The sequence below is a fragment of the Pseudoduganella guangdongensis genome (assembly GCF_009857475.1).
GTDB lineage: Bacteria > Pseudomonadota > Gammaproteobacteria > Burkholderiales > Burkholderiaceae_D > Rugamonas > Rugamonas guangdongensis.
On sequence record NZ_WWCJ01000003.1, the window covers coordinates 297,727 to 317,389 of the forward strand.

The window sequence follows — 19,663 nt, forward strand, 5'->3', positions numbered from 1 at the left end:
CGGTCAGGGCGCCAGCACGTTGTGGCGGCGCGTGCCGATGGCCAGGACCGCGATCGTGACCGCGATTTTATGCATCGTTGTCGTCTCCTGATTATGCGGACGAACGTTCGTCCTTGCTCTTTTATTACCCAGTTTACGCATGTTTCACGCCGCAGGGGAGGTAAAAAGATTAGATGCACACCTCTACCTTGCGCCGGAAAACTTATGCTAAAGCGCGCAATAGGCTGCAACAGCTGCGTAACAGCGCTCTTCCTCCGCCGGTGTCGCGTAACCAAGGCAGCCTGCCAATGCAGGGTGAACTCAGGCGCTGGGCACATGCGGCGCAGCGCGCCCCGCATGCCAAAAACACAGCCGGTGAGTTAATATTCCGGCATGAAAGTTATTTACCAACTGTTGCTGGCATTGTTGACCATGGGACCGGCGCAAGCCAGCCAGTTGGTGGTGCTGGTCGACACCAGCACGGAGATGCCGCTGGCCGACATCGACGATGCCCAGCTGCGCGGCGGCATCCACCGCGACCTGGCGCAAGCCTTGGCGCGCAAGCTCAATCGCCAGCTGGTGGTGCAGGTCCTGCCGCGCAAACGCATTGCCCAAGCACTGGAAACGGGACGGGGCGACCTGCTATGCCTGTACCTGCCGGAATGGCTGCCCGGGCATTTCCAGTGGACGCAACCATTTTTCCCGCAAACGGAATTGCTGGTATCCGCGCTGGCCGCAGCCAGGCCGCAATCGCTGTCGGACCTCGCCGGCAAACCGGTCGGCACCGTGCTTGGCTACACCTACCCTGAGTTTGAAGCTGCGCTGGGCCGCCGCTTCCAGCGTATCGACGTGACCACCAATGCCATCAACCTGCGCAAGCTCGCCGTCGGCCGCATCCACTACGTCGCCACCATCAAAGCCTTCTACGACTACCAGCTGCGCAAAGGCGAGAAGCTGAATGCGCACAAGCCGCTGCTGATCAAGCAATACCTGACGCGTTGCGCCTTGTCGTCAAAGAGCAGCGTTGCGCTGGCCGACGTGGACCACGCCATCTCGCAACTGGTCGCCGAGGGCACAATTAGCAAGATCCTGTCCGACTACCAGTAAAATGAAAGTCCTCTGCACACTGCTACTGAGCTTCCTGGCCACCGCAGCAGTCCCTGCGGAGCCTGTGGTCGTACTGGTTGCCAGCAGCGTGGATATGCCCATGGCCGATATCCGCGACGGCAAACTGCATGGCGGCGTGCACATGGACCTGGGCAGGGCGCTGGCGCAGAAACTGCACCGCAAACTGGTGGTGCAGGTGCTGCCGCGCAAGCGGCTCGATAGCGCGCTGGCATCGGGGCGCGCCGACATCCTGTGCACCTACCAGCCCGATTGGCTGGAAGGCAAGCACGCCTGGACGCAGCCCTTCTTCCCGCAATCGGATTTGCTGCTCACGTCACTCAGCGCTCCACGGCCGGCCTCCCTGGCCGATGTGCGTGGCCAGCCAATCGGCACCGTGCTGGGATTTGCCTACCCGGAGCTTGACCAGGCGCTGGGCGCGGAATTTGTGCGCTCCGACGTGACATCCTCGGTCGCCAACCTGCAAAAATTCAAGCTTGGCCGGGTGCAGCACATCGTGGTCGATAAAGCGATCCATGATTACCAGCGGCGGCTCGGCATGAATCTCAATGCCCACCCGCCGCTGGTGGTGATGCACCAGCTGACCCGCTGCGCAGTGTCCGCGCGCAGCAAGATCCCCTTGCAAGAAATCGACGCCGCCATCTCGCAACTGCTGCGTGAAGGCGCCATCAACAAAATCCTGTCCAACTATCAGTAAGCACAATGCTCAAGAAACTAGTACTGGCCGCCATGCTGGCCAACGCCAACGCCACCGCCCACGCCGCAGCAACTGTCAGCGACACCGCCGCCGCCACGGCGCGCCACGCGCGCCAGGCCTATAGTGCGAAAGTGATCGACAGCCTGGCCGCCATGGTCAGCTTCAACACTGTGGCCGACCCCAAGGTGCCGTTTGAAAAGAACCCGCAGCACATCGGCTTCAAACGTTTCATCAAGCAGGAAGCCGCGCGCCTGGGCCTGGATTACGCCGACCATGGCTACATCATGATCGTGGGCCTGGGGCAGGGCAAGGAGCGGGTCGGCGTGATCACGCACGGCGACGTGCAGCCGGTGGACCCAAGCAAATGGAAGCAGTCCCCGTTCAAGCTCGATCGCACCAGCGAACCGGGCCTGCTGCTGGGACGCGGCACCGAGGATGACAAAGGCCCGATCGCCACCGCCATGTACGCGATGAAGGCGATCAAGGACCGCAATGTGCCGCTGAAAAAGCGCATCGAGCTTTACATCTATATGGCGGAGGAATCGGACTGGGCGCCGCTGCAAGCATTCCTGAAAACCCACACGCCGCCGCAAACCAATATCACCATCGACGCCGAATACCCTGCCGTGACGGCGGAAAAGGGCTGGGGCGCCGTGCGCGTCACCATCCCCGAGATGGGCGCGGCGCCGGGCAGCACGGCGCTGGTGAGCCACTTCAGCGGCGGCTTCTTCGACAGCCAGATCCCGGAAGACGCGCGTGCCGATATCGACAACGCGGACGGCGCGCTGGAACAGGCAATCCGCGCCCGCGCCGCGCAGCAGCCGGGCATGAGCTACCAGTACGCGTGGCAAGGCAAGCGCCTGAGCGTCACCGCCAAAGGCTTGTCCGCGCATTCCTCCAAACCGGAAGACGGTGTGAACGCGATTGCCATGCTGGCCGACGCGCTGGCCGTGCAGCGCTGGCGCGGCAGCCAGGCCGGCCTGATGGTGGATTTCGTCAACGACATGATCGGCACCGGCCTGACAGGTGACAAGTTCGGCAAGATTGCCTACAGCGACGACTTCATGGGACCAATGACGGTCTCGCCGACCACCCTGAAAGCGAACGAACAAGGCCTGGTGTTGGGTATTAACCTGCGCCGCCCGCGCGGAAAAACAACAGCCGACCTGACGGCGGAAATCAACACCGCATTTGAAGCGTGGAGGGAGCAAAACCAGGTGCGCGCCACCTTGCAGGCGCAAATCGGCGAGCCATGGGTGCAGGACAACGCACCGCATTTGCCGACGCTGATGAAGGTGTTCTCCCACTACACCGGCATCCAGGACCCACAGCCGGTTTCAGTCGGCGGCGGCACCAATTCGCGCCTGTTCCCGCGTGCCGTCAGCTTCGGTCCCACCATGCCGGGCAAGGTCTACACCGGCCACTCCGAGCATGAGCACATAACGGAAAAGCAATTACTGCTCAACCTGGAAATGTACACCGCGGTGCTGGTGGAGTTGGCGAAATAAAGATTGCCGCACGGCAGTAACCTGCATTACCATGGGCAACAAGGCTTTCGTCGCGGAAGCCTCAGCCCATGCCTGGCTGCGCTACAGGCATCTTTAGATCAGATGCCATGTTCCGCAAGCTTGCCTTCCTGACCGTATTGTCATTTTCCCTGTCGGCCCACAGTATGGATATGAGTATCCCGCCGGCGCACGTCGCCGCGCCTGCGGATGCCATGCTGTCCAGCGAGGTGCCGCGTCGCGGCGCGCTGTACCGCGTGCATCACGAAGGCAAAATCTCTTACCTGTTCGGCACTATCCATGTCGGCAAACAGGACTTCTTCCCGCTTGAACCCGAAGTGACCGAGGCGCTGGCCAAATCCAGTGCGCTGGTGCTGGAGCTTGACGTGCGCGCCAGCGACGACTACTTCCAGGCGCTGGCGCGCCACGGCCAGTACCCGGCGGGCCAAACCATCCGCGACCACTTGTCGCCGGAGGCGCTGCGCAAACTGCAGGCGGCGCTGGCCAAGGTCAAGCTGCCGCTGAAAAGCGTCGAGCATTACCGCCCGTGGGTGGTGGCGAACATCCTGGTGGGCCAGGAAATCGAAAAGAGCGGCTTCAATCGCGGCATGGGCGTGGAGGGCTTCCTGCTCTCCAACGCGCGCAAGAAACCCTTGCTGGAGCTGGAGAACGCCGATTACCAGCTAGGCCTGTTCGGCGCGCTGGACGACGCGCAGCAGGAAGCCTACCTGCTGGAAAATATCGATGACATCGACAGCGGCGGCGCGTTGCGCAAATCCGCCGGCCTGGTGGAAGCATGGGGCGCGGCGGACGCGGCGCGCATCGCGGCCCTGACGCACGAGCTGACCACGGGCGACAGCGTATCGGCCCGTTTTATGGACCGCACTTTGCTGGGCAAGCGCAATCCCGAAATGGCGGCCAGCATCGAAGCGATCATGCGCAAGGGCGACGCCTTCATCGGCATCGGCCTGTTGCATCTGGTGGGCGACAATGGCGTGCCGGCGCTACTGCGCCAGCACGGCTACCAGGTCGACAAGGTCTACTAGTATTTCGGGCTGCTGTTCAGGGCCCCATTGGAGTAACGCACGCTATCGCCAACGCGGTAGCCGGGCATGGCGTCCACGGTCACGGTTTCCAATGTGCCGTCGGCCTTGCGCACGGTCACACGGTAGCCGCCCGCGGCGCCGGCGGCAGTGGCCCCCATAGCACCACCCGCGGACAAGGAGCCTGCGGAGTCAATCGACTGCACGATGCCATCCCAGCCGGCGGAAGCGGTGTTCTCGCTCGCGGCCAGGGTGCTGCCTTCATCCATGCTAGCGGTTTTTTTGCTGCTGTCCGTGGTGCAGCCAGCCATAGCCAGGCTGACCAGCAAAATTGCGGTTAGTTTCATACATCCTCCCTGAGAAGTCACGTAAGGTCTGCGCGCCGGGGAAGTGTACGCCGTTCGACCGATGGCTGACGCACGTCAAGCGGCGGGGCGTTTGCGCAAGCTCCACAAGGCCCACATCAGGGTGGCGGCAATGATGGCCGCAGCCATATCCACCAGCCAGTCGTCAACCGAGCCGTGGCGGTAAGGGAAGAAGGACTGCACGAACTCATCGATCGCACCGAGGATGGCCACGCCGAACACAGCTTTGAGCGCGCGCTGCGGCGCCTGGCCCTGGCAGCCGGTGAACAGCAGGAAGGCCAGCACCGAATAGCCAAAGCTGTGCAGCACCAGCCCGCTCGCATACTGCGCCGCTTCGGCGCGCGCGCCGGGAATCGAACCGATGATGCAATTGAGGGTGAACAGGAAGAGGGCGCCCCAGAAGCGCAGGCGCGCGTACGCGTCGCTGAGGAACAGCAGGGTCAGGAATTTTTGCATGGGTGGGAAGATACCACAGGGCGCAAAAAAAACAGGCCCCAAAAGCCGATGCGCCAGCACATGGCCGGCGCACCTTCTGCCACCACGCATATCCGTTGCGTGTGTGTCAGATGTAGCCATTATAGGGCGCCTGTATGACGGCGCCATGACATAGAACAAGTTTTGCTCAGACCTTGAAGAAGGCCGCCGCATCAAGCAGGACTTCGGCCTGGCTGGCCAGTTCTTCCGCCGTCGCGGCCAGCTGTTCCGCCGCCGCCGCATTGCGCTGCGTGGTTTCGCTGAGCTGGTTGATGGCCTCGCTGATCTGGCTGGCGCCGCTACTTTGCTCGCGCGACGCCGCCGTGATTTCCTGCACCAGCTCGGATGTGCGGCCGATGCCGGGCACGATCTCCTTCAACAGCTTGCCGGCCTGGTCGGCCACCGCCACGCTGTCCTGCGCCACCCCGCTGATTTCCTGCGCCGCCGCCTGGCTGCGTTCGGCCAGCTTGCGCACTTCCGCCGCAACGACGGCGAAGCCGCGCCCATGTTCGCCCGCGCGCGCAGCTTCGATGGCGGCATTCAAGGCCAGCAGGTTGGTCTGGTAAGCGATATCGTCGATGATGGCGATCTCGCGCGTGATCTGCTGCATGGCGCCCACCGTGCGCGCCACCGCCTCGCCGCCCTGCACCGCATAGCCCGCCACGCGCGTCGCCATCTCGTCGGTGATGCGCGAGTTCTCATGGTTCTGGAAGATGGATGCGCTCATCTCCTCGATCGACGCGCTGGTCTGCTCCACGCTGGCCGCCTGTTCGGTGGAGCTGGTGCTGAGGGCCTGCGCGGTGGCGCTGGCCTGGGCCGCGGCGTTGGCCAGCGCATCGGCCGCCTGACGCACGCTGGTGACGGTGGCATGCAGGCGCTGCGCCATGTCCTGCACCATATACGCCAGGCTGCCGCGATCCTGTGCGCGCAGCTGCACGCGCTGCGTCAGCTCACCCTGCGCCACCTGCTGCAGCACCTGGCACACATGCGCCGGCTCGCCGCCGATCTGGCGGATCAGATGGTGGCTGATCGCGTAGCCGACCAGGATCGCCAGCAGCGCCACGGCGAGCACCGCGCCCGCCAGCTGCTGGCGTGTCGCGCGCTGCTGCTGCAGGCGCTGCGCGATATGGTCGCCTAGTTGCGCGTGCGCCGCATCGGCGGCGCTGAATTGCTGGTCGATGGCGCGCGTGGTGGCGGCGATATAGTCCGGCGCCGCATACTCCAGCTTCTCGGCCAGCACGATGCGGCTGCGCGCCAGTTCCGTCACTTCCGCCGCCGCCGCAACGGCAGCGGACACCGGCGCATCGAGCCGCTGCTTCAGGACCGGACTGGCCGCATACGCCTTGCCCAGCGTGCGCTGCATGCCCTCGCTGGCCTGGCGCGCCTTGCTGAGCAAGCTATACATGATGGCGCGCTGCTCGATATCGATCTTGCGCGTCGCCAGCAAGCCCGCCCCGCGCGCGCGCATCTGGCCCAGGTTTTCCGCCACGCGCGGCAGATCGAAATAAACGGCGCGCATCAGGTAATAGGAGTCGGGATCGGGGTCGAGCGACAGGCCCGACTGGTCGGCCAATTGCTCGATGAAGAGCAGGGTGTACTCGCACAGCGCAGTATGGCGCTCATAGCTTTCCACGGTATCCAGGCTGCGTGTGCTGACCTCGCGCGCCAGGCGCGCCCACTCATCGCCGATGCGCGACAGCATGCGCCGGTCCTGGCCGCCGCCCTCGGCCAGCAGGCTGGACATGCCCAACAAGAGCCGGTTGACCTCCGCCTCCTTGGCGCTGCGCTCCTGCGCCAGCTGCCCGCCGCCGACAAAGGCCGCCGACAAGCCGCGGTGCTGCTGCATCATCTGCAGCAAGGCCAGCGCCTGCGCCCCGGGTTTCAGCCCGCCTTGTTCGGTAGAAGAGAATGCGATGTTGCGGCTGTTCTCAGCCAGGAAGAGATAAAAAGGCGGCGCGACCAGCAGCACGCCCATCAGGCCCAGTAGCGCAAAGCGCTGCCACAGTTTTAGTTGGTTCAACAGTCGGTCCACCGTCACCCCCTCGCTAGCCAATTGTAATGTCCACTTCGGGGTCAGGAACGGATGTGGACAAAAATTGACAAAAAAAAAGCCCGCTGGTTAAAGCGGGCTTAAACTATTTTCTTGGAGGAGAATAGTGGAGACATGCGCTATTATGGTGCAGCGCCACATATCAGTCCAATTTTCATTTTCGATAATCGTTATTCAAATTTGATATAACTATTCGATTAACTATTCTTTAACTGGTACAACGTAGTTCAGCGCCATGCGGCCGCCATCCACAAACAGGGTCTGGCCGGTCATGTAACTGGCGTCGTCGCTGGCGAGGAAGGCGCAGATCGACGCCACTTCTTCCGGCTCGCCGCAGCGCCCCAAAGGAGTGCGCGACAAAATGGTGCGTTTCGCTTCCGGGCTGGCCAGGACCGCCTGTTTCGCCAGTTCGGTCAGGATGGTGCCGGGGCCGATGCCGTTGACGCGGATGCCGTAGGGCGCCAGGTTGAGCGACATGACCTTGGTCAGCTGGTTGACGCCACCCTTCGACACCACATACGGCACCTGGTCCGGGATCGCCAGCTCCGAATTCACACTTGACATATTGATAATGCAGCCGCTTTGCTGCTTGACCATTTCGCGCGCGACCGCCTGGCCGCACAGGAACATGGATTTGAGGTTGATGCCCAGCACGCGGTCGAAATCTGCCTCCGCCAGGTCGAGAAAGCTGCATTTGTGGGTGACGCCGGCATTGTTGACCAGGATGTCCACACGGCCGAAGGCGGCGAGGGTGGCGGCCACCATGGCGTCCACGTCGGCCTTCTGGCTGACGTCGGCGGCGAAGAAGCGCGCCTGGTCGCCCAGCGCCTCGGCGGCTTGGGCGCCTTCCGGCTTGATGTCCACCAGCATGACCTTGGCGCCTTCGGTGATCAGGCGCTGGGCGCAGGCCAGGCCGATCCCCTGGGTGGCGCCGGTGACGATGGCTACTTTATTCGTGAGTTTCATTGTTGCTTCCACTTTTGGTGAGGAAGCTAATTTTAGAGGATGACGGCGTCGTTGGGCAGCTGGTTTTGGCGCTCCCCGCTGGCGGGGTAGTGGCGCGCCAACAGTGTGTTCAGCTGTTCCAGCGCGGACAGCGTGCTGGCGTGGTAGTCGCCCTGGGCGTAGCCGCTGGTCATGGTGCGGCAGATGGTTTGCCATTCGGAGTCGGCCACCAGCTTGCCGACGTGGCGGTCGGCCACGATGTCGACTTCGCGCGCGGCGAGGTTGATGTAAATGAGGACGCCGCAGTTTTCTTCCGTGTCCCACACGCCGTATTGCGCGAACAAGGCGCGGGCGCGCTGACGGTTCGTGGTGTTGTTGAAGGCTTCTTTCAGGTCCAGACCCGGTTCCACGATCAGGCGGATTTCCGCGCGGTGGCGCTGTTCCCCCAGGGCGATGGCTTGTTCGATCGCCGCCAGCGTTGCGGGCGGGAAGGCGCGTTTGCCGGCGGCCGTGCCGCTGGTGGCGTGGCGCCAGGCGCGCTTGCAGCGGCCAAGGAAGCTTGTCGGCATTGTCGTCATCACCAGTCTCCCGAGGCGCCGCCGCCGTCAAATGTGCCGCCACCGCCGCCGAAGCCGCCGCCGCCGAAGTCGCCGCCGCCCCAACTGCCGCCGCTGCCGCCACGGCTGGCCGCACTCAGGGCGTTGCCCAGGGCGGCGCCGAGCAGCACGCCGGTGGCATCCGATCCCCAGCCCCCGCGGCGCAAGCCGCGCCGGCGCCCGCCGCGCAGCATCGGCAGCAGGACGAAAACGCCAAACAGCAGTAGCGGCAAGGCCCAGCCCAGCGACCAGCCGCTAGCGCCATCCGCGCCGTCGCGCGCTGCGCCTGCATCGCGCGCGCCGCCCGCAGCGCCCGGGATGGCGCCCGCGCCGGCCGCGTCCGCCATCCCGGCCACGCCGCCTTGGACGCCGGGCGTGCCGCCGGCGGGCGCGGGAAGGCGCTCCTTATCCAATAAAGTCGCAATCGCGCTCACGCCAGCCGCCAGCCCGCCGTAAAAGTCGTTCTGCCGGAAATGCGGCGCAATCACATCCTGCAGAACGCGTTTGGACTGCGCGTCCGTCAGCGTCCCCTGCACCCCGCGTCCCGCTTCGATCCGCAGGCGGCGCAACGACGACGGATTATCCTTCGCCACCACCAGCAGCACGCCGTCATCGACCCCGCGCCGCCCCAGCTTCCACGCATCGGCCACGCGGATGCTGTATTGCTCGATCGCTTCCGGTGCGGTGGAGGGCAACAGCAACACCGCAATCTGGCTGCCCGACTTGCGCTCGTAGTCGGCCAGTACGGCCTCCAGCGAGGAGCGCTGCTGCGCCGTCAGCATCCCCGCCTGGTCGGTCACGCGCGCCGCCTTGGCCGGAACCGCGACGAAGCCCGCATCGGCCGCATACGCCGAGGCGCCTGCCACCCCCAGCACCAGCAGCACGACCAGGGCCAGCCCCAGCGCAATCCGCAGCCACGGCGAGCCAAGCGGCCAGCGCCGCGCGTGTTCGGCTAGTCCCCCGGAGCGGCGCGCCATGTCGCGATCGAGCAAGGGATCGATCGACCGGTCCTCATCGCGGCTGGAACCTTTGCCGCCACCGCGCGTTTGACGGGTAGCCATCGTGGCACCTTACTTCTTGTTGAAGTCCACTGTGGGAGCGGTTGAAATGGATTTTTCGTTTTCGACGGTGAAGCTGGGCTTCAACTCGTAGCCGAACATCATGGCCGTGAGATTGGTGGGGAAGCGCCGCGCCAGCACGTTAAAGTCCTGCACCGAGGCGATATAGCGCTGGCGCGCCACGGTGATGCGGTTCTCCGTGCCCTCCAATTGCGACTGCAGGTCGCGGAAGCTGGCGTCCGCCTTCAGGTCGGGATACTTTTCCGCCACCACCATCAGCCGCGACAGGGCGGAAGACAACTCGCCCTGCACCTGTTGGAATTTCTGCAAGGCGCCCGGATTGTTGAGCACCTCCGGCGTCACCTGCATGCTGGTGGCCGAGGCGCGCGCCTTGGTCACCGCCTCCAGCGTTTCCCGCTCATGGGCGGCATAACCTTTGACGGTATTCACCAGGTTGGGGATCAGGTCCGCGCGGCGCTGGTACTGGTTGACCACTTCGCCCCACTGTGCCTTGACCGCTTCGTCCTTGGCCTGGAAGTCGTTGTAACCGCAGCCGGACAGGAACACCGCCGCCAGCAGCCCTACAGCAAGAAATTTTCGCATTCTTCGCTCCCTGGAACGTATTATCGAAATATACACGCAAATGGCGCGCTGGGCGCTCCCGTTATAATAGTGGGTTTGCAACGCAAAAAAGAAAGAGGCCCGCTGTGACATTCATCGAAAAATTAAGCGCTGCCTGGGCAGCCAATGACTCTCTGCTGTGCGTTGGCCTGGACCCGGACATGGCGCGCCTGCCCGCGCAGTTCCAGAACAACCCGCAGGGCATCTACCAGTTCTGCACCGAGATCATCGACGCCACCGCCGACCTGGCCTGCTCGTTCAAGCCGCAGATCGCGTATTTCGCCGCGCTGGGCGCGGAAGACCAGCTGGAGAAGATCTGCGCCTACGCCAAGGCGAACTACCCGCACATCCCGATGATCCTGGACGCCAAGCGCGGCGACATCGGCGCTACCGCCAAGCAATACGCGCGGGAAGCCTTCGACCGCTACCAGGCGGACGCGGTGACCGTGAATCCGTATATGGGCTCTGATTCGGTTGAGCCGTATATGGAGTGGAGCGATCGCGGTGTGATCATCCTGTGCCGTACATCGAACGCGGGCGGTTCGGACCTGCAGTTCCTGAAGGTGGACGGCAAGCCGCTGTACCAGCATGTGGCGAAGCTGGTGGCGGAGAAGTGGAACGCCAACGGCCAGTGCGCGCTGGTGGTGGGCGCTACCTTCCCGGAAGAACTGGCGCAGGTGCGAGCGATTGTGGGCGATATGCCGCTGCTGGTGCCGGGGATCGGCGCGCAGGGCGGGGATATTGAGGCGACTGTCAAGGCTGGCCGTACCTATAACGGCACCGGCATGATGATCAATTCTTCGCGTGCGATCCTGTACGCGGCGCCGCAGGGCGGTGAGGATTTCGCGGCAGCGGCGCGCCGCGTGGCGCTGGAGACGCGCGACGCGATTAACGCGCATCGCGCTTAACACCGATAAAGCCGGCAAACCGGTGCCTGACCCTCAGGGTCAGACACCGCTGTACCGGTTTTAGTAGCGCTCGGGCGCAATCATCTCCACATAGTCGTAAAGGGCGGCCAGCACCTGCTGCCCATCCTCAGCGGTCTCCGCGCCAAGGCGGTCCAGCTCCGAGAACAGTTCATCGACCGTACGCGCCCCGCCAGCGCCCTCGAACAAACGCGCCGCGCGGTGCTGCTCCCAATGCTCATGCTCTTCCTCGGACAAGGTCTGCGGGAAGTTGCGCGCGCGGTAGCGGAACAGCAGCTCAGCCAAGCGCTCATCCTGAAATTGCGGCGCCGCCGTCGCCAGCTTGGCGGGCGGCTCCCGCCGCAGCGACTCCAGCAAACGCCTATCGCCATTGCCGACAAAGCCGCCGTACAGATCCTCATCCACATCCGCCGCCTCGCTGGCGGGACGCCAGAACACCTGCTCCCAGATCGCCGCCATATCCGGCCCCGCCGCCGCGCGCGCCGCATGCGCGCGCGCCGTCTCCAGGTCCAGGCCCCAGCGCTCAGCCAGTTCCGGCCGCAGCGTCCTCAGGTTCGACACCAGCATCGGCGACTTGTTGATGTGGATGCTCTTGATCGGCAAGCGCGTCATCCCCTCCGGCATGGCGTCATTGCGGGTGAACAGGCGGATGCGGATGGTTTCCGCATCGAGCGCGAACAGCTCCTGCGGATCGTACGAGCAATCCCACACCAGCAGCTCGTTCTTGTTGGTCGGATGCGCCGCCAGCGGCCACACCAGGGCCAGGCAGCCGCGCTCGGCCGGGAACATGCCCGACACGTGCAGGAAGGGCTGGCGCAGGTTGGGCGCCAGGTGCAGGCCGATTTCCTCCGCCACGCGGTCCTTCTTGTGCAGCGCCAGGCAGAAGTCGAACAGTTTCGGATGCTTGCTGCGGATCAATCGCGCCAGCGCGATGGTGGCACGCACGTCCGACAAGGCATCGTGCGCCGCCTCGTGCACCAGGCCGTTAGCTTTGGTCAAGTGCTCAAGTTTAAAGCTTGGCTTGCCGTTATCATTGATAGGCCACTCGATGCCTTCCGGACGCAGCGCATAAGTCATGCGCACCACGTCCAGCAAGTCCCAGCGCCCGCACTGGTTCTGCCATTCGCGCGCATAAGGGTCGATCAGGTTGCGCCAGAACAAGAAACGCGTGACTTCGTCGTCGAAACGGATTGTGTTGTAGCCTACGCCGATGGTGCCGGGCTCGGAAAAGGCCTTCTCGACCGTTGCCGCGAACTTGTGTTCCGGCACGCCCTGCTGCAAAGCTTGCTGCGGGGTAATGCCGGTGATCAGGCAAGCGGTCGGGTCGGGCAGGTAGTCGTTGGCCGGCTGGCAGAACAGCATGATCGGCTCGCCGATTTCGTTCAACTCAGCGTCGGTACGGATGGCGGCAAACTGGGCGGGGCGGTCACGGCGTGGCACGGCGCCGAAGGTTTCGTAGTCATGCCACAGGAAGGTATGGTTACTCATGGTGCAATTGTTGGTTCTCGTTATCGAATGCTGAGGCAAGGAGGACTGTTGTGTCAAATTCCATTTCCGTTAGTACCCGCGCCACGCCCGCCACGGCGAGCAGTGATACGGCCATTTCCGCGTCCACGCGTGCCAAGCTGCAGCTGAATGTGTCGATTCTGCAAGAATCGGCCTCCATTTCGCTGAATTCGGAGAACGACCCGCTGGCGCTGGTATATAAATCCGCGATTACCTCGATCAATGAGCAATTGCAGGCCGATTTCGGGCCGGATGCGATCCAGAATGCCACGAGCCAGGACAACTCGCCCGAAGGCACGGCGGGACGCATCGTATCACTCTCGACCGCCTTTTTCAGCGCTTTCCAGAAACAGAACTCGGACCTGGAGGGCGACCAGGCCCTGAACAAGTTCATGGACACGATCAAGGGCGGCATCGAAAAGGGCTTCAAGGAAGCGCGCGACATCCTGCAGGGCTTGCAAGTGCTGAACGGCGATATTGCCTCCAACATCGACAAGACCTACGCACTGGTGATGAAGGGGCTGGATGACTTTGTCGCCAACCAGGGCGGTCCGAAAGACGATGCTTAAATTCGGGGTCAGGTCTGACAATCGGACAATTTGCGCAGCAAATTGTCCGATTGTCAGACCTGACCCCGAATTTAGCCGACCATGACGCGGTTGCGGCCGGCTTCTTTGGCGCGGTAGAGGGCGGCGTCGGCGCTGGCGATGAGGGCGATGTCGTCCTGGCCATCGGCCAGCGCGGCAACGCCGAAGGAGCTGGTGATGTGCGGCAGCGGCAGGCGCATGTCGCTGAAGACGACGGCGTCGCGCATGCGCTGGCACAGACGGCCGGCGACGGCTTCGGCTACCTGCACATTGGTGTCGGGCAGCACCACCATCATCTCTTCACCGCCGTAGCGCACGGCGAAATCGGTCGGGCGCAAGGCGCCGGTCAGCACTTGCGCGGCGGTGCGCAGGGCGTGGTCGCCTTGCAGGTGGCCGTGGCTGTCGTTGAATTTCTTGAAGTGGTCGATGTCGAGCATGATCAGCGACAGCGGCTGGCCGGTGGCCTGGGCGCTGGCGACCAGCTGCGGCAAAAAGTCATTGAGCCAGGCGCGGTTGTACAGGTTGGTCAGGCCGTCCACCATCGACATTTGCCGATAGAACTCGCCCAGCTTCTGGCGCTTGCGCATCATGGCGTTGGCGGCGCGGATGCGGAAGGAGAGCAGGCGCAGCAGGTTGCGGGCGACGCCGTTGGCGGCGTCGATCAGCTGCCAGGCAAGTTCGGCTTCCAGCACCAGCAGTTCGCTTTGTTCGAGGGCGGTGATGCTGGCCTGGTTGGCTTCTTCGTCGAGCACGGCTTGCTCGCCCACGCTTTCGCCGGGCAGCACTTTGCTGATGGTGCCGTCGGACATGCCGGTGCGCGTGTCGGCCGCCACGGAGAGGGCGCCGCGCAGCACGACGTACATGCGCGCACGCTGGGCGTCAGTGACCACGTCGCCTTGCTCGAGCTGGATGATCGGGCAATCTTTCAGCAGCGGGGCAAGACGCAGGCTGTCGGCGCCGCGGAACAGTTGCAAGGCCTGGATCTGGTAGGCGGAGGTGCCGAAGGTGCCGATTGCTTTCACGATGTACTTTCTTGCTGCAGACGTAACAGGTGTTAATGATAGCCCAAGTGTGGTTCAATATCGGCCATGAATTACACCGATATCCTCGGCACGCAACACGCGGCCGCTCCCAATGCGCGCATTGTGTCGCTGGTGCCGTCCATTACCGAGCTTTTGTGCGAGCTGGGCCTGGCGCCGCAACTGGTGGGACGCACGGGTTTCTGCATCCATCCGGCGCAGGTGGTACGCGACATTCCCAAGATCGGCGGCACCAAGGATGTCAACATCGAGAAAATCCGCAAGCTGGCGCCGACCCACCTGGTGGTGAATATCGACGAGAACGAGAAGCCGACCGTCGACCTGCTGGCGGAATTCGTGCCGCATATCGTGGTCACGCATCCAATCGCGCCGCGCGATAACCTGGAGATGGTGCGGCTGATGGGCGGCATCTTCTGTGCGCAGGAGAAGGCGGAGGCGTGGTGCCGCGCGTTCGAGGCCGAGCTGGCGGCGCTGGCAACGGCGCCGAAGGGGCGTCCGCAACGCGTGCTGTACTGCATCTGGAAAGATCCGTGGATGACCATTTCGCGCGATACCTATATCGCGCGCATGCTGGCGCTGATCGGCTGGTCGATTCCGGACATTGGCAGTGTGCGTTACCCGAGCTTCCAGTGGAGCGATGGACTGCTGCGCGATATCGACCAGGTGCTGCTGTCGTCCGAGCCTTACCGTTTCACGGAAGAGCACGTGGACGCGCTGGAGCGCCAGATCGGCAAGCCGGTGCAACTGGTGGATGGGGAGATGATGTCCTGGTATGGCAGCCGTGCCTTGCCTGGTATCCGCTACCTGCAAAGCCTGGCTGCCGCCGCAGGTTAAGGTTTATTCTTCGGCTTCTTCGAAGTTCGGCTGCGCGCTATGGCGCTTGCTGTCGCTCAGTCGGCCCAGGGCGCTGTCGATGGCCCGTTGCAGCTTGTCTGCCGCGCCGTTGATGGATTGGTGGAGGGTGGCGTCGTGGTCGGTGACGGCGATCGGCTGATAGCCGGTGACGCGTGCTTCGATCATGCAGCGGATGTCGCCATCCGAGGACTTCTGGGCATTGCCTGCGCTGAGGTGGACGTCGACGCGTCCGATGTGCTCGCCGAACCGGTTGAGTGCAGTTTTGACGACTTCGCGTACATGGTCGTCCAGTCCTGCGGTACGTTCGATGGTTTTGTCGGTGTTCACATTGATTTGCATATGCTGCTCCCGTTTGTTAGCTAGAACGTGTTTCCACGCGATTCCATCATACGCCTACATGAGCGAGGCTGCCATATTCACGAATAAACCCAGGATAAGAAGATTGAAGAAGAAGCTCAGCACCGATTGCGCCAGCACCAGCTTGCGCAGGGCGGCCGATTGCACGGCCACGTCGGAGGTTTGGGCGGCGACCGCGATGGTGAATGAGAAATACAGGAAATCCCAGTAGTCGGGCTGGGTTTCGCCGCCGGGGAAGGCCAACGGGCGCTGGTGGCCGCGCGCGTTGTAGTACAGGTGCGCGTAGTGGAAGCAAAACAGGGTACCGACCAGGAACCAGGAGCCGATCAGGGTCACCACCACGAAGGCGTAGTGCGGGCCGCGCTCGCTGGCCGGCATGACGCGCAGGCTTGCCAGCTCGCTGCTGATGGCGACGATGCTCATGACCGTGGCCACCACCAGGCTGGCGAGGATGGTGGCGGCGCGCTCGTCCTGTCTGGCGGCGATGCGCTTCACCTGGCGATGGTCGGCGCGCAGCATCATCCAGCCGACGCTGAACAGGTAGATCCAGACCGCGATATCCCAGGCGGTCAATGCGCGCACCAGCGGCGACCAGTGCGCGGGCAGGAAGGCGCCGGCCACTGCGCCGATCACGATGGCGGCGCTCAGGTGGGGGCGGCTGCGGAACAGGTGGTAGCGCATGCGCGCCATCTTACTCCTTGTGGTGGGGGAAGCGGTCCATGCGCGACAGGATGGGGAAGCGCCAGGCCCAGATGCCGGTGACGGCCAGCGTGGCGGCGCCGCCGAACACTACGGCGCGCGTGAGCCCGAGCCAGCCGGCGGTGATGCCGGATTCGAACTCCCCGAGCTCGTTGGAGGCGCCGATGAAAACGGCGTTGACGGCGCTCACGCGGCCGCGGATGGCGTCCGGCGTTTCGAACTGCACCAGCAGGTGGCGCACGTAGACGCTGATCATGTCGCCGGCGCCGAGCAGCAGCAGGCAGGCGAGGGCCAGGCCGAAGTTGCTGGTGAAGCCGAGGATCACGGTGCATACGCCGTAGAGGGCGACGCCGCCGAACATCCAGGCGCCGACGCGGCGCGTGATGGGCCAGAAAGCGAGCGCGATGGAAATGATGGCGGCGCCGGCGCCGGGCGCGGTGCGCAGCAGTCCGAGGCCGGTGGGGCCGACGTGCAGCACGTCGTGCGCCAGCGCGGGCAGCAGGGCGGTCACGCCGCCGAACAGCACGGCGAACAGGTCGAGCGAAATGGCGCCGAGCATGATGGGGCGCGACCAGACGAAGCGCAGGCCTTCCAGTACGCTGTGCCAGGTGGCCGGTTCCTTGCGCGTGGCTTGCGGGGCGGGGCGGGTCAGGCACATCAGCACCACGGCCGCCAGCAGCATCAGGGAGGTGACGGTGTAGACGGCGGTGGGGCCGTAGATGTACAGCAGGCCGCCCAGGGTGGGGCCGAGGATGACGGCGACCTGGAAGGTGGAGCTGGAGAGCGCCACGGCGCGGCTGAAGTCTTCGGTCGGCACCATGTTCACCAGCACCGCCTGGGTGGCGGGGCTCATGAAGGCGCGCGCGCTGCCGTACAGCACCAGCACGGCGAAGATCGGCCACACGGCTTCGAAACCGCTGCTGGTGTAGGCCAGCAAACCCAGGCCGCATAGCAGCTGGGCGCCGAGGCAGGTGGCGATGATGTTGCGGCGGTTATAGCGGTCGGCGGCGTGGCCGGCGTACAGGATCAGCAGCAGGAAGGGCGCGAACTGCGCCAGGCCGATCAGGCCGAGGTAGTACAGGTTCTTGGTCTGGGCGTAGACTTGCCAGCCGATGGCGACGTTCTGCATTTGCACGGCGATGGTGCCGAGCAGGCGGGCGGACAGGTAGAAAGCAAAGTTGCGGTGGCGGAGGACGGAGAAGCCGTTAGATGACATAGTTGCGTGCTGTGGTGCGCTGCGCGCCCCACGGCACGCAGCGCATGGGGTGAAGGCTTATGGTTGTTGCAGGTCGGCTTCGGAAGTGAAGGCATCGGCAAAGAACTCATCCAGCGGCAGCTTGCACAGCTTGACGAAATCGCGCTTGGCCGATTCCACCACGATCGGCGCGCCGCAGGCATATACCTGGTGGCCCGACATATCCGGCAGGTCATCAATCACAGCCTGGTGCACGAAGCCGGTGCGCCCGCTCCAGTTTTCCTCCGGCAGCGCGTCCGACACCACCGGCACGTAGCTGAAGTTCGGGATTTCCTGCGCCCACTGGCGGCACAGCGCGTCCATGTACAGGTCCTGCGGGCGGCGGCCGCCCCAGTACAACGTCATTGGACGCTTGGAGCCGCTGGCGCGTTCGTGTTCGACAATCGCCTTGATCGGCGCGAAGCCGGTGCCGGATGCCAGCAGCACCATCGGCTTGTCGGAGTCGTCGCGCACGAAGAAGGTGCCGAGCGGGCCTTCAAAGCGCAGGATGTCGCGCTCCTTCATGGTGCTGAACACCTGGTCGGTGAACAGGCCGCCCGGCATATGGCGGATATGCAGGGTGATCGCGCCGCCTTCCGGCGCGGTGGCGATCGAGTAGGCGCGGCGCTTGCCGTCGCGCAGCAGGAATTCAAGGTACTGGCCGGCCTTATACTGGAAGGTCTCGTTGGCAGGCAGTTGCAGCGTCAGTACCATCACGTCCGGCGCCATTTTTTCCAGCGCGTTGACGCGGGTCGGCATTTTCTTGATCGGATGCTCGCCGCTGCCGGCTACTTCGCGCGCTTCCAGCACCAGGTCGGAATGCGGCACGGCGCAGCAGAACAGGGACATGCCGCCGGCTTCCTCTTCCTCGCTCAGGGCGCGGCGCTGGTGCGCCTTGTGGCTGACGGAACCCGATACCACCTTGCCTTTGCAGGAGCTGCAGGCGCCATTTTTGCAGCCGTAGGGCAGGCCCACACCGGCGCGCATGGCAGCCGCCAGGACGGTTTCGTCTTCTTCACAGCTGAATTGGTGGCCGCTTGGCTGAACAGTAATTTGGAAAGACATACAATCTTAAATATGGAAATCAGTAAAAAATTCAACAAGCCGCGCCTGCTGATCATCGGCTGCGGCGATGTGGGCATGCGTTTGCTGCCCCTGGTGCGCGCGCATTACCGCGTATTTGCCGTAACCAGCCAGCGCGAACGCTTTGCCGAACTGCGTGCGGCGGGCGCCGTGCCCGTGCTGGCCAACCTCGACCAGCCCGATTCGCTGCGCCGCCTGGCGGGGCTGGCGCACCATATCGTGCACCTGGCGCCGCCGCCGGGCGAGGGCCAGCAAGACCGGCGCACCCGCAATGTGACCGCCATTTTACCTGAGAGGGCGCAGGTGGTTTATGTCAGCACCACCGGCGTGTACGGCGACCTGGGCGGACGCTGGGCCGATGAAACGCAGACGGTGGCGCCGCGCAATGCGCGCGCGCTGCGCCGGGTCGACGCGGAGCAGGTGCTGCGGGCCTGGGCCCGGCGCGCGCGCGGGCGCCTGGCCATCCTGCGCGTGCCGGGTATTTATGGCGCCGACCGCTTGCCGTTGAAGCGCCTGGAACAGGGCACGCCGGCCTTGCGTGCGGAGGACGATGTCTACACCAACCATATCCATGCCGACGACCTGGCGCGGGTGGTGCTGGCGGCGCTGCGGCGTGGCGTGGGCAACCGCATCTATCACGCTGTTGATGACACGGAGCTCAAAATGGGGGACTATTTCGACATGGTGGCCGATCATTTCGGCTTGCCGCGCCCCCCGCGCCTGGGACGTGCGGAACTGGCGCAGGCGGTGACGCCAACATTGTTGTCCTTCATGTCCGAGTCGCGCCGCCTGGCGAACCGGCGCCTGAAGGAAGAATTGCAGGTGCGGCTGCTGTATCCGGATGTCGCAGCGGCCTTGAGATGCATCAAGCGCCAGTGAAACGAATGGCGTTATCTTGTGCCAATGTCTGCCAAGGAG

22 protein-coding genes are annotated in these 19,663 nt (G+C 64.0%); 8 read left to right on the forward strand and 14 right to left on the reverse strand.

The features are described 5' to 3' along the window. Window positions 1-3: 3 nt before the first annotated feature. On the reverse strand, window positions 4-141 hold the full coding sequence (locus GTP41_RS05690) for a hypothetical protein (protein ID WP_161024596.1): 138 nt from the start codon (window positions 139-141) through the stop codon (window positions 4-6). 231 nt (window positions 142-372) lie between these two features. Between GTP41_RS05690 and GTP41_RS05695 the strand changes: the two genes are divergently transcribed. The 4 genes from GTP41_RS05695 (at window position 373) to GTP41_RS05710 (ending at window position 4,352) form a co-directional block, all read left to right on the forward strand. Further along, complete coding sequence (locus GTP41_RS05695) at window positions 373-1,086, forward strand: substrate-binding periplasmic protein (RefSeq protein ID WP_161024597.1); 714 nt, start codon at window positions 373-375, stop codon at window positions 1,084-1,086. A 1-nt stretch (window position 1,087) separates the two neighbouring features. Further along, complete coding sequence (locus GTP41_RS05700) at window positions 1,088-1,801, forward strand: substrate-binding periplasmic protein (protein WP_161024598.1); 714 nt, start codon at window positions 1,088-1,090, stop codon at window positions 1,799-1,801. A 5-nt stretch (window positions 1,802-1,806) separates the two neighbouring features. Next, window positions 1,807-3,309 (forward strand): dipeptidase, encoded by a 1,503-nt coding sequence (locus GTP41_RS05705; protein ID WP_161024599.1) that lies wholly within the window; start codon window positions 1,807-1,809, stop codon window positions 3,307-3,309. Window positions 3,310-3,416: 107 nt separating this feature from the next. Then, entirely contained in the window at window positions 3,417-4,352 is a 936-nt protein-coding gene (locus GTP41_RS05710) for a TraB/GumN family protein (RefSeq protein ID WP_229502747.1), read from the forward strand. On the opposite strand, the gene GTP41_RS05715 is transcribed toward GTP41_RS05710, so the two are convergent. From GTP41_RS05715 to GTP41_RS05745, 7 genes are all read right to left on the reverse strand, one after another. After that, window positions 4,349-4,696 carry a hypothetical protein gene (locus tag GTP41_RS05715; protein ID WP_161024600.1) on the reverse strand — a complete coding sequence of 116 codons (348 nt, stop codon included), beginning with the start codon at window positions 4,694-4,696 and terminating at the stop codon, window positions 4,349-4,351. The genes GTP41_RS05710 and GTP41_RS05715 overlap by 4 nt on opposite strands. Before the next feature lie 75 nt (window positions 4,697-4,771). Further along, window positions 4,772-5,170, reverse strand: coding sequence for a VanZ family protein (locus GTP41_RS05720; protein WP_161024601.1), 399 nt, complete (start codon window positions 5,168-5,170; stop codon window positions 4,772-4,774). A 166-nt stretch (window positions 5,171-5,336) separates the two neighbouring features. After that, entirely contained in the window at window positions 5,337-7,208 is a 1,872-nt protein-coding gene (locus GTP41_RS05725) for a methyl-accepting chemotaxis protein (protein ID WP_161024602.1), read from the reverse strand. Window positions 7,209-7,439: 231 nt separating this feature from the next. After that, on the reverse strand, window positions 7,440-8,204 hold the full coding sequence (locus GTP41_RS05730) for an SDR family NAD(P)-dependent oxidoreductase (protein WP_161024603.1): 765 nt from the start codon (window positions 8,202-8,204) through the stop codon (window positions 7,440-7,442). 32 nt (window positions 8,205-8,236) lie between these two features. After that, window positions 8,237-8,761: a TPM domain-containing protein gene (locus GTP41_RS05735; protein ID WP_229502748.1), complete on the reverse strand. Its 525-nt coding sequence runs from the start codon at window positions 8,759-8,761 to the stop codon at window positions 8,237-8,239. Further along, a complete protein-coding gene (locus GTP41_RS05740; RefSeq protein ID WP_229502749.1) occupies window positions 8,761-9,840 on the reverse strand; it encodes a TPM domain-containing protein in 1,080 nt (359 codons plus the stop codon). The genes GTP41_RS05735 and GTP41_RS05740 overlap by 1 nt, the downstream gene beginning before the upstream one ends. A 9-nt stretch (window positions 9,841-9,849) precedes the next feature. Continuing rightward, the gene (locus GTP41_RS05745; protein WP_161024604.1) at window positions 9,850-10,440 is read right to left on the reverse strand and encodes a LemA family protein; all 591 of its coding nucleotides are present in this window, start codon (window positions 10,438-10,440) and stop codon (window positions 9,850-9,852) included. A 104-nt stretch (window positions 10,441-10,544) separates the two neighbouring features. Here GTP41_RS05745 and pyrF point away from each other — a divergent pair, with 104 nt between their 5' ends. Further along, complete coding sequence (gene pyrF / locus GTP41_RS05750; protein WP_161024605.1) at window positions 10,545-11,366, forward strand: orotidine-5'-phosphate decarboxylase; 822 nt, start codon at window positions 10,545-10,547, stop codon at window positions 11,364-11,366. A gap of 60 nt (window positions 11,367-11,426) precedes the next feature. Here the strand turns inward: pyrF and sbcB are convergent, their stop codons facing one another. Beyond that, window positions 11,427-12,872 (reverse strand): exodeoxyribonuclease I, encoded by a 1,446-nt coding sequence (sbcB, locus tag GTP41_RS05755; RefSeq protein ID WP_161024606.1) that lies wholly within the window; start codon window positions 12,870-12,872, stop codon window positions 11,427-11,429. A gap of 50 nt (window positions 12,873-12,922) precedes the next feature. Here sbcB and GTP41_RS05760 point away from each other — a divergent pair, with 50 nt between their 5' ends. Then, on the forward strand, window positions 12,923-13,459 hold the full coding sequence (locus GTP41_RS05760; RefSeq protein WP_161024607.1) for a DUF5610 domain-containing protein: 537 nt from the start codon (window positions 12,923-12,925) through the stop codon (window positions 13,457-13,459). 71 nt (window positions 13,460-13,530) lie between these two features. Here the strand turns inward: GTP41_RS05760 and GTP41_RS05765 are convergent, their stop codons facing one another. Beyond that, window positions 13,531-14,499, reverse strand: a complete 969-nt coding sequence (locus tag GTP41_RS05765; protein WP_161024608.1) for a GGDEF domain-containing protein — start codon at window positions 14,497-14,499, stop codon at window positions 13,531-13,533. A gap of 66 nt (window positions 14,500-14,565) precedes the next feature. Here GTP41_RS05765 and GTP41_RS05770 point away from each other — a divergent pair, with 66 nt between their 5' ends. Further along, a complete protein-coding gene (locus GTP41_RS05770) occupies window positions 14,566-15,351 on the forward strand; it encodes a helical backbone metal receptor (RefSeq protein WP_161024609.1) in 786 nt (261 codons plus the stop codon). Window positions 15,352-15,354: 3 nt separating this feature from the next. On the opposite strand, the gene GTP41_RS05775 is transcribed toward GTP41_RS05770, so the two are convergent. Genes GTP41_RS05775 through GTP41_RS05790 form a run of 4 tightly spaced genes read right to left on the reverse strand, consistent with a single transcriptional unit; the run spans window position 15,355 to window position 18,727 of the window. Then, entirely contained in the window at window positions 15,355-15,711 is a 357-nt protein-coding gene (locus tag GTP41_RS05775) for an HPF/RaiA family ribosome-associated protein (protein ID WP_161024610.1), read from the reverse strand. A 54-nt stretch (window positions 15,712-15,765) separates the two neighbouring features. Next, window positions 15,766-16,419, reverse strand: a complete 654-nt coding sequence (locus GTP41_RS05780) for a DUF1345 domain-containing protein (protein WP_161024611.1) — start codon at window positions 16,417-16,419, stop codon at window positions 15,766-15,768. A 1-nt stretch (window position 16,420) separates the two neighbouring features. After that, on the reverse strand, window positions 16,421-17,644 hold the full coding sequence (locus GTP41_RS05785; protein ID WP_161024612.1) for an MFS transporter: 1,224 nt from the start codon (window positions 17,642-17,644) through the stop codon (window positions 16,421-16,423). Between the two features lie 57 nt (window positions 17,645-17,701). Next, window positions 17,702-18,727, reverse strand: coding sequence for a CDP-6-deoxy-delta-3,4-glucoseen reductase (locus tag GTP41_RS05790; protein ID WP_229502750.1), 1,026 nt, complete (start codon window positions 18,725-18,727; stop codon window positions 17,702-17,704). A gap of 12 nt (window positions 18,728-18,739) precedes the next feature. Between GTP41_RS05790 and GTP41_RS05795 the strand changes: the two genes are divergently transcribed. After that, on the forward strand, window positions 18,740-19,624 hold the full coding sequence (locus GTP41_RS05795; protein ID WP_229502751.1) for an SDR family oxidoreductase: 885 nt from the start codon (window positions 18,740-18,742) through the stop codon (window positions 19,622-19,624). Window positions 19,625-19,663: the final 39 nt, after the last annotated feature.

Coding starts and splice junctions, on each gene's coding strand:
- GTP41_RS05700 (WP_161024598.1), top strand. CDS start 1,088: ATGAAAGTCCTCTGCACACTGCTACTGAGCTTCCTGGCCACCGCAGCA.
- GTP41_RS05740 (WP_229502749.1), bottom strand. CDS start 9,840: ATGGCTACCCGTCAAACGCGCGGTGGCGGCAAAGGTTCCAGCCGCGAT.
- GTP41_RS05705 (WP_161024599.1), top strand. CDS start 1,807: ATGCTCAAGAAACTAGTACTGGCCGCCATGCTGGCCAACGCCAACGCC.
- GTP41_RS05720 (WP_161024601.1), bottom strand. CDS start 5,170: ATGCAAAAATTCCTGACCCTGCTGTTCCTCAGCGACGCGTACGCGCGC.
- GTP41_RS05735 (WP_229502748.1), bottom strand. CDS start 8,761: ATGACGACAATGCCGACAAGCTTCCTTGGCCGCTGCAAGCGCGCCTGG.
- GTP41_RS05795 (WP_229502751.1), top strand. CDS start 18,740: ATGGAAATCAGTAAAAAATTCAACAAGCCGCGCCTGCTGATCATCGGC.
- GTP41_RS05775 (WP_161024610.1), bottom strand. CDS start 15,711: ATGCAAATCAATGTGAACACCGACAAAACCATCGAACGTACCGCAGGA.
- GTP41_RS05710 (WP_229502747.1), top strand. CDS start 3,417: ATGTTCCGCAAGCTTGCCTTCCTGACCGTATTGTCATTTTCCCTGTCG.
- GTP41_RS05785 (WP_161024612.1), bottom strand. CDS start 17,644: ATGTCATCTAACGGCTTCTCCGTCCTCCGCCACCGCAACTTTGCTTTC.
- sbcB (WP_161024606.1), bottom strand. CDS start 12,872: ATGAGTAACCATACCTTCCTGTGGCATGACTACGAAACCTTCGGCGCC.
- GTP41_RS05690 (WP_161024596.1), bottom strand. CDS start 141: ATGCGTAAACTGGGTAATAAAAGAGCAAGGACGAACGTTCGTCCGCAT.
- GTP41_RS05790 (WP_229502750.1), bottom strand. CDS start 18,727: ATGTCTTTCCAAATTACTGTTCAGCCAAGCGGCCACCAATTCAGCTGT.
- GTP41_RS05715 (WP_161024600.1), bottom strand. CDS start 4,696: ATGAAACTAACCGCAATTTTGCTGGTCAGCCTGGCTATGGCTGGCTGC.
- GTP41_RS05780 (WP_161024611.1), bottom strand. CDS start 16,419: ATGGCGCGCATGCGCTACCACCTGTTCCGCAGCCGCCCCCACCTGAGC.
- GTP41_RS05730 (WP_161024603.1), bottom strand. CDS start 8,204: ATGAAACTCACGAATAAAGTAGCCATCGTCACCGGCGCCACCCAGGGG.
- GTP41_RS05745 (WP_161024604.1), bottom strand. CDS start 10,440: ATGCGAAAATTTCTTGCTGTAGGGCTGCTGGCGGCGGTGTTCCTGTCC.
- GTP41_RS05695 (WP_161024597.1), top strand. CDS start 373: ATGAAAGTTATTTACCAACTGTTGCTGGCATTGTTGACCATGGGACCG.
- GTP41_RS05770 (WP_161024609.1), top strand. CDS start 14,566: ATGAATTACACCGATATCCTCGGCACGCAACACGCGGCCGCTCCCAAT.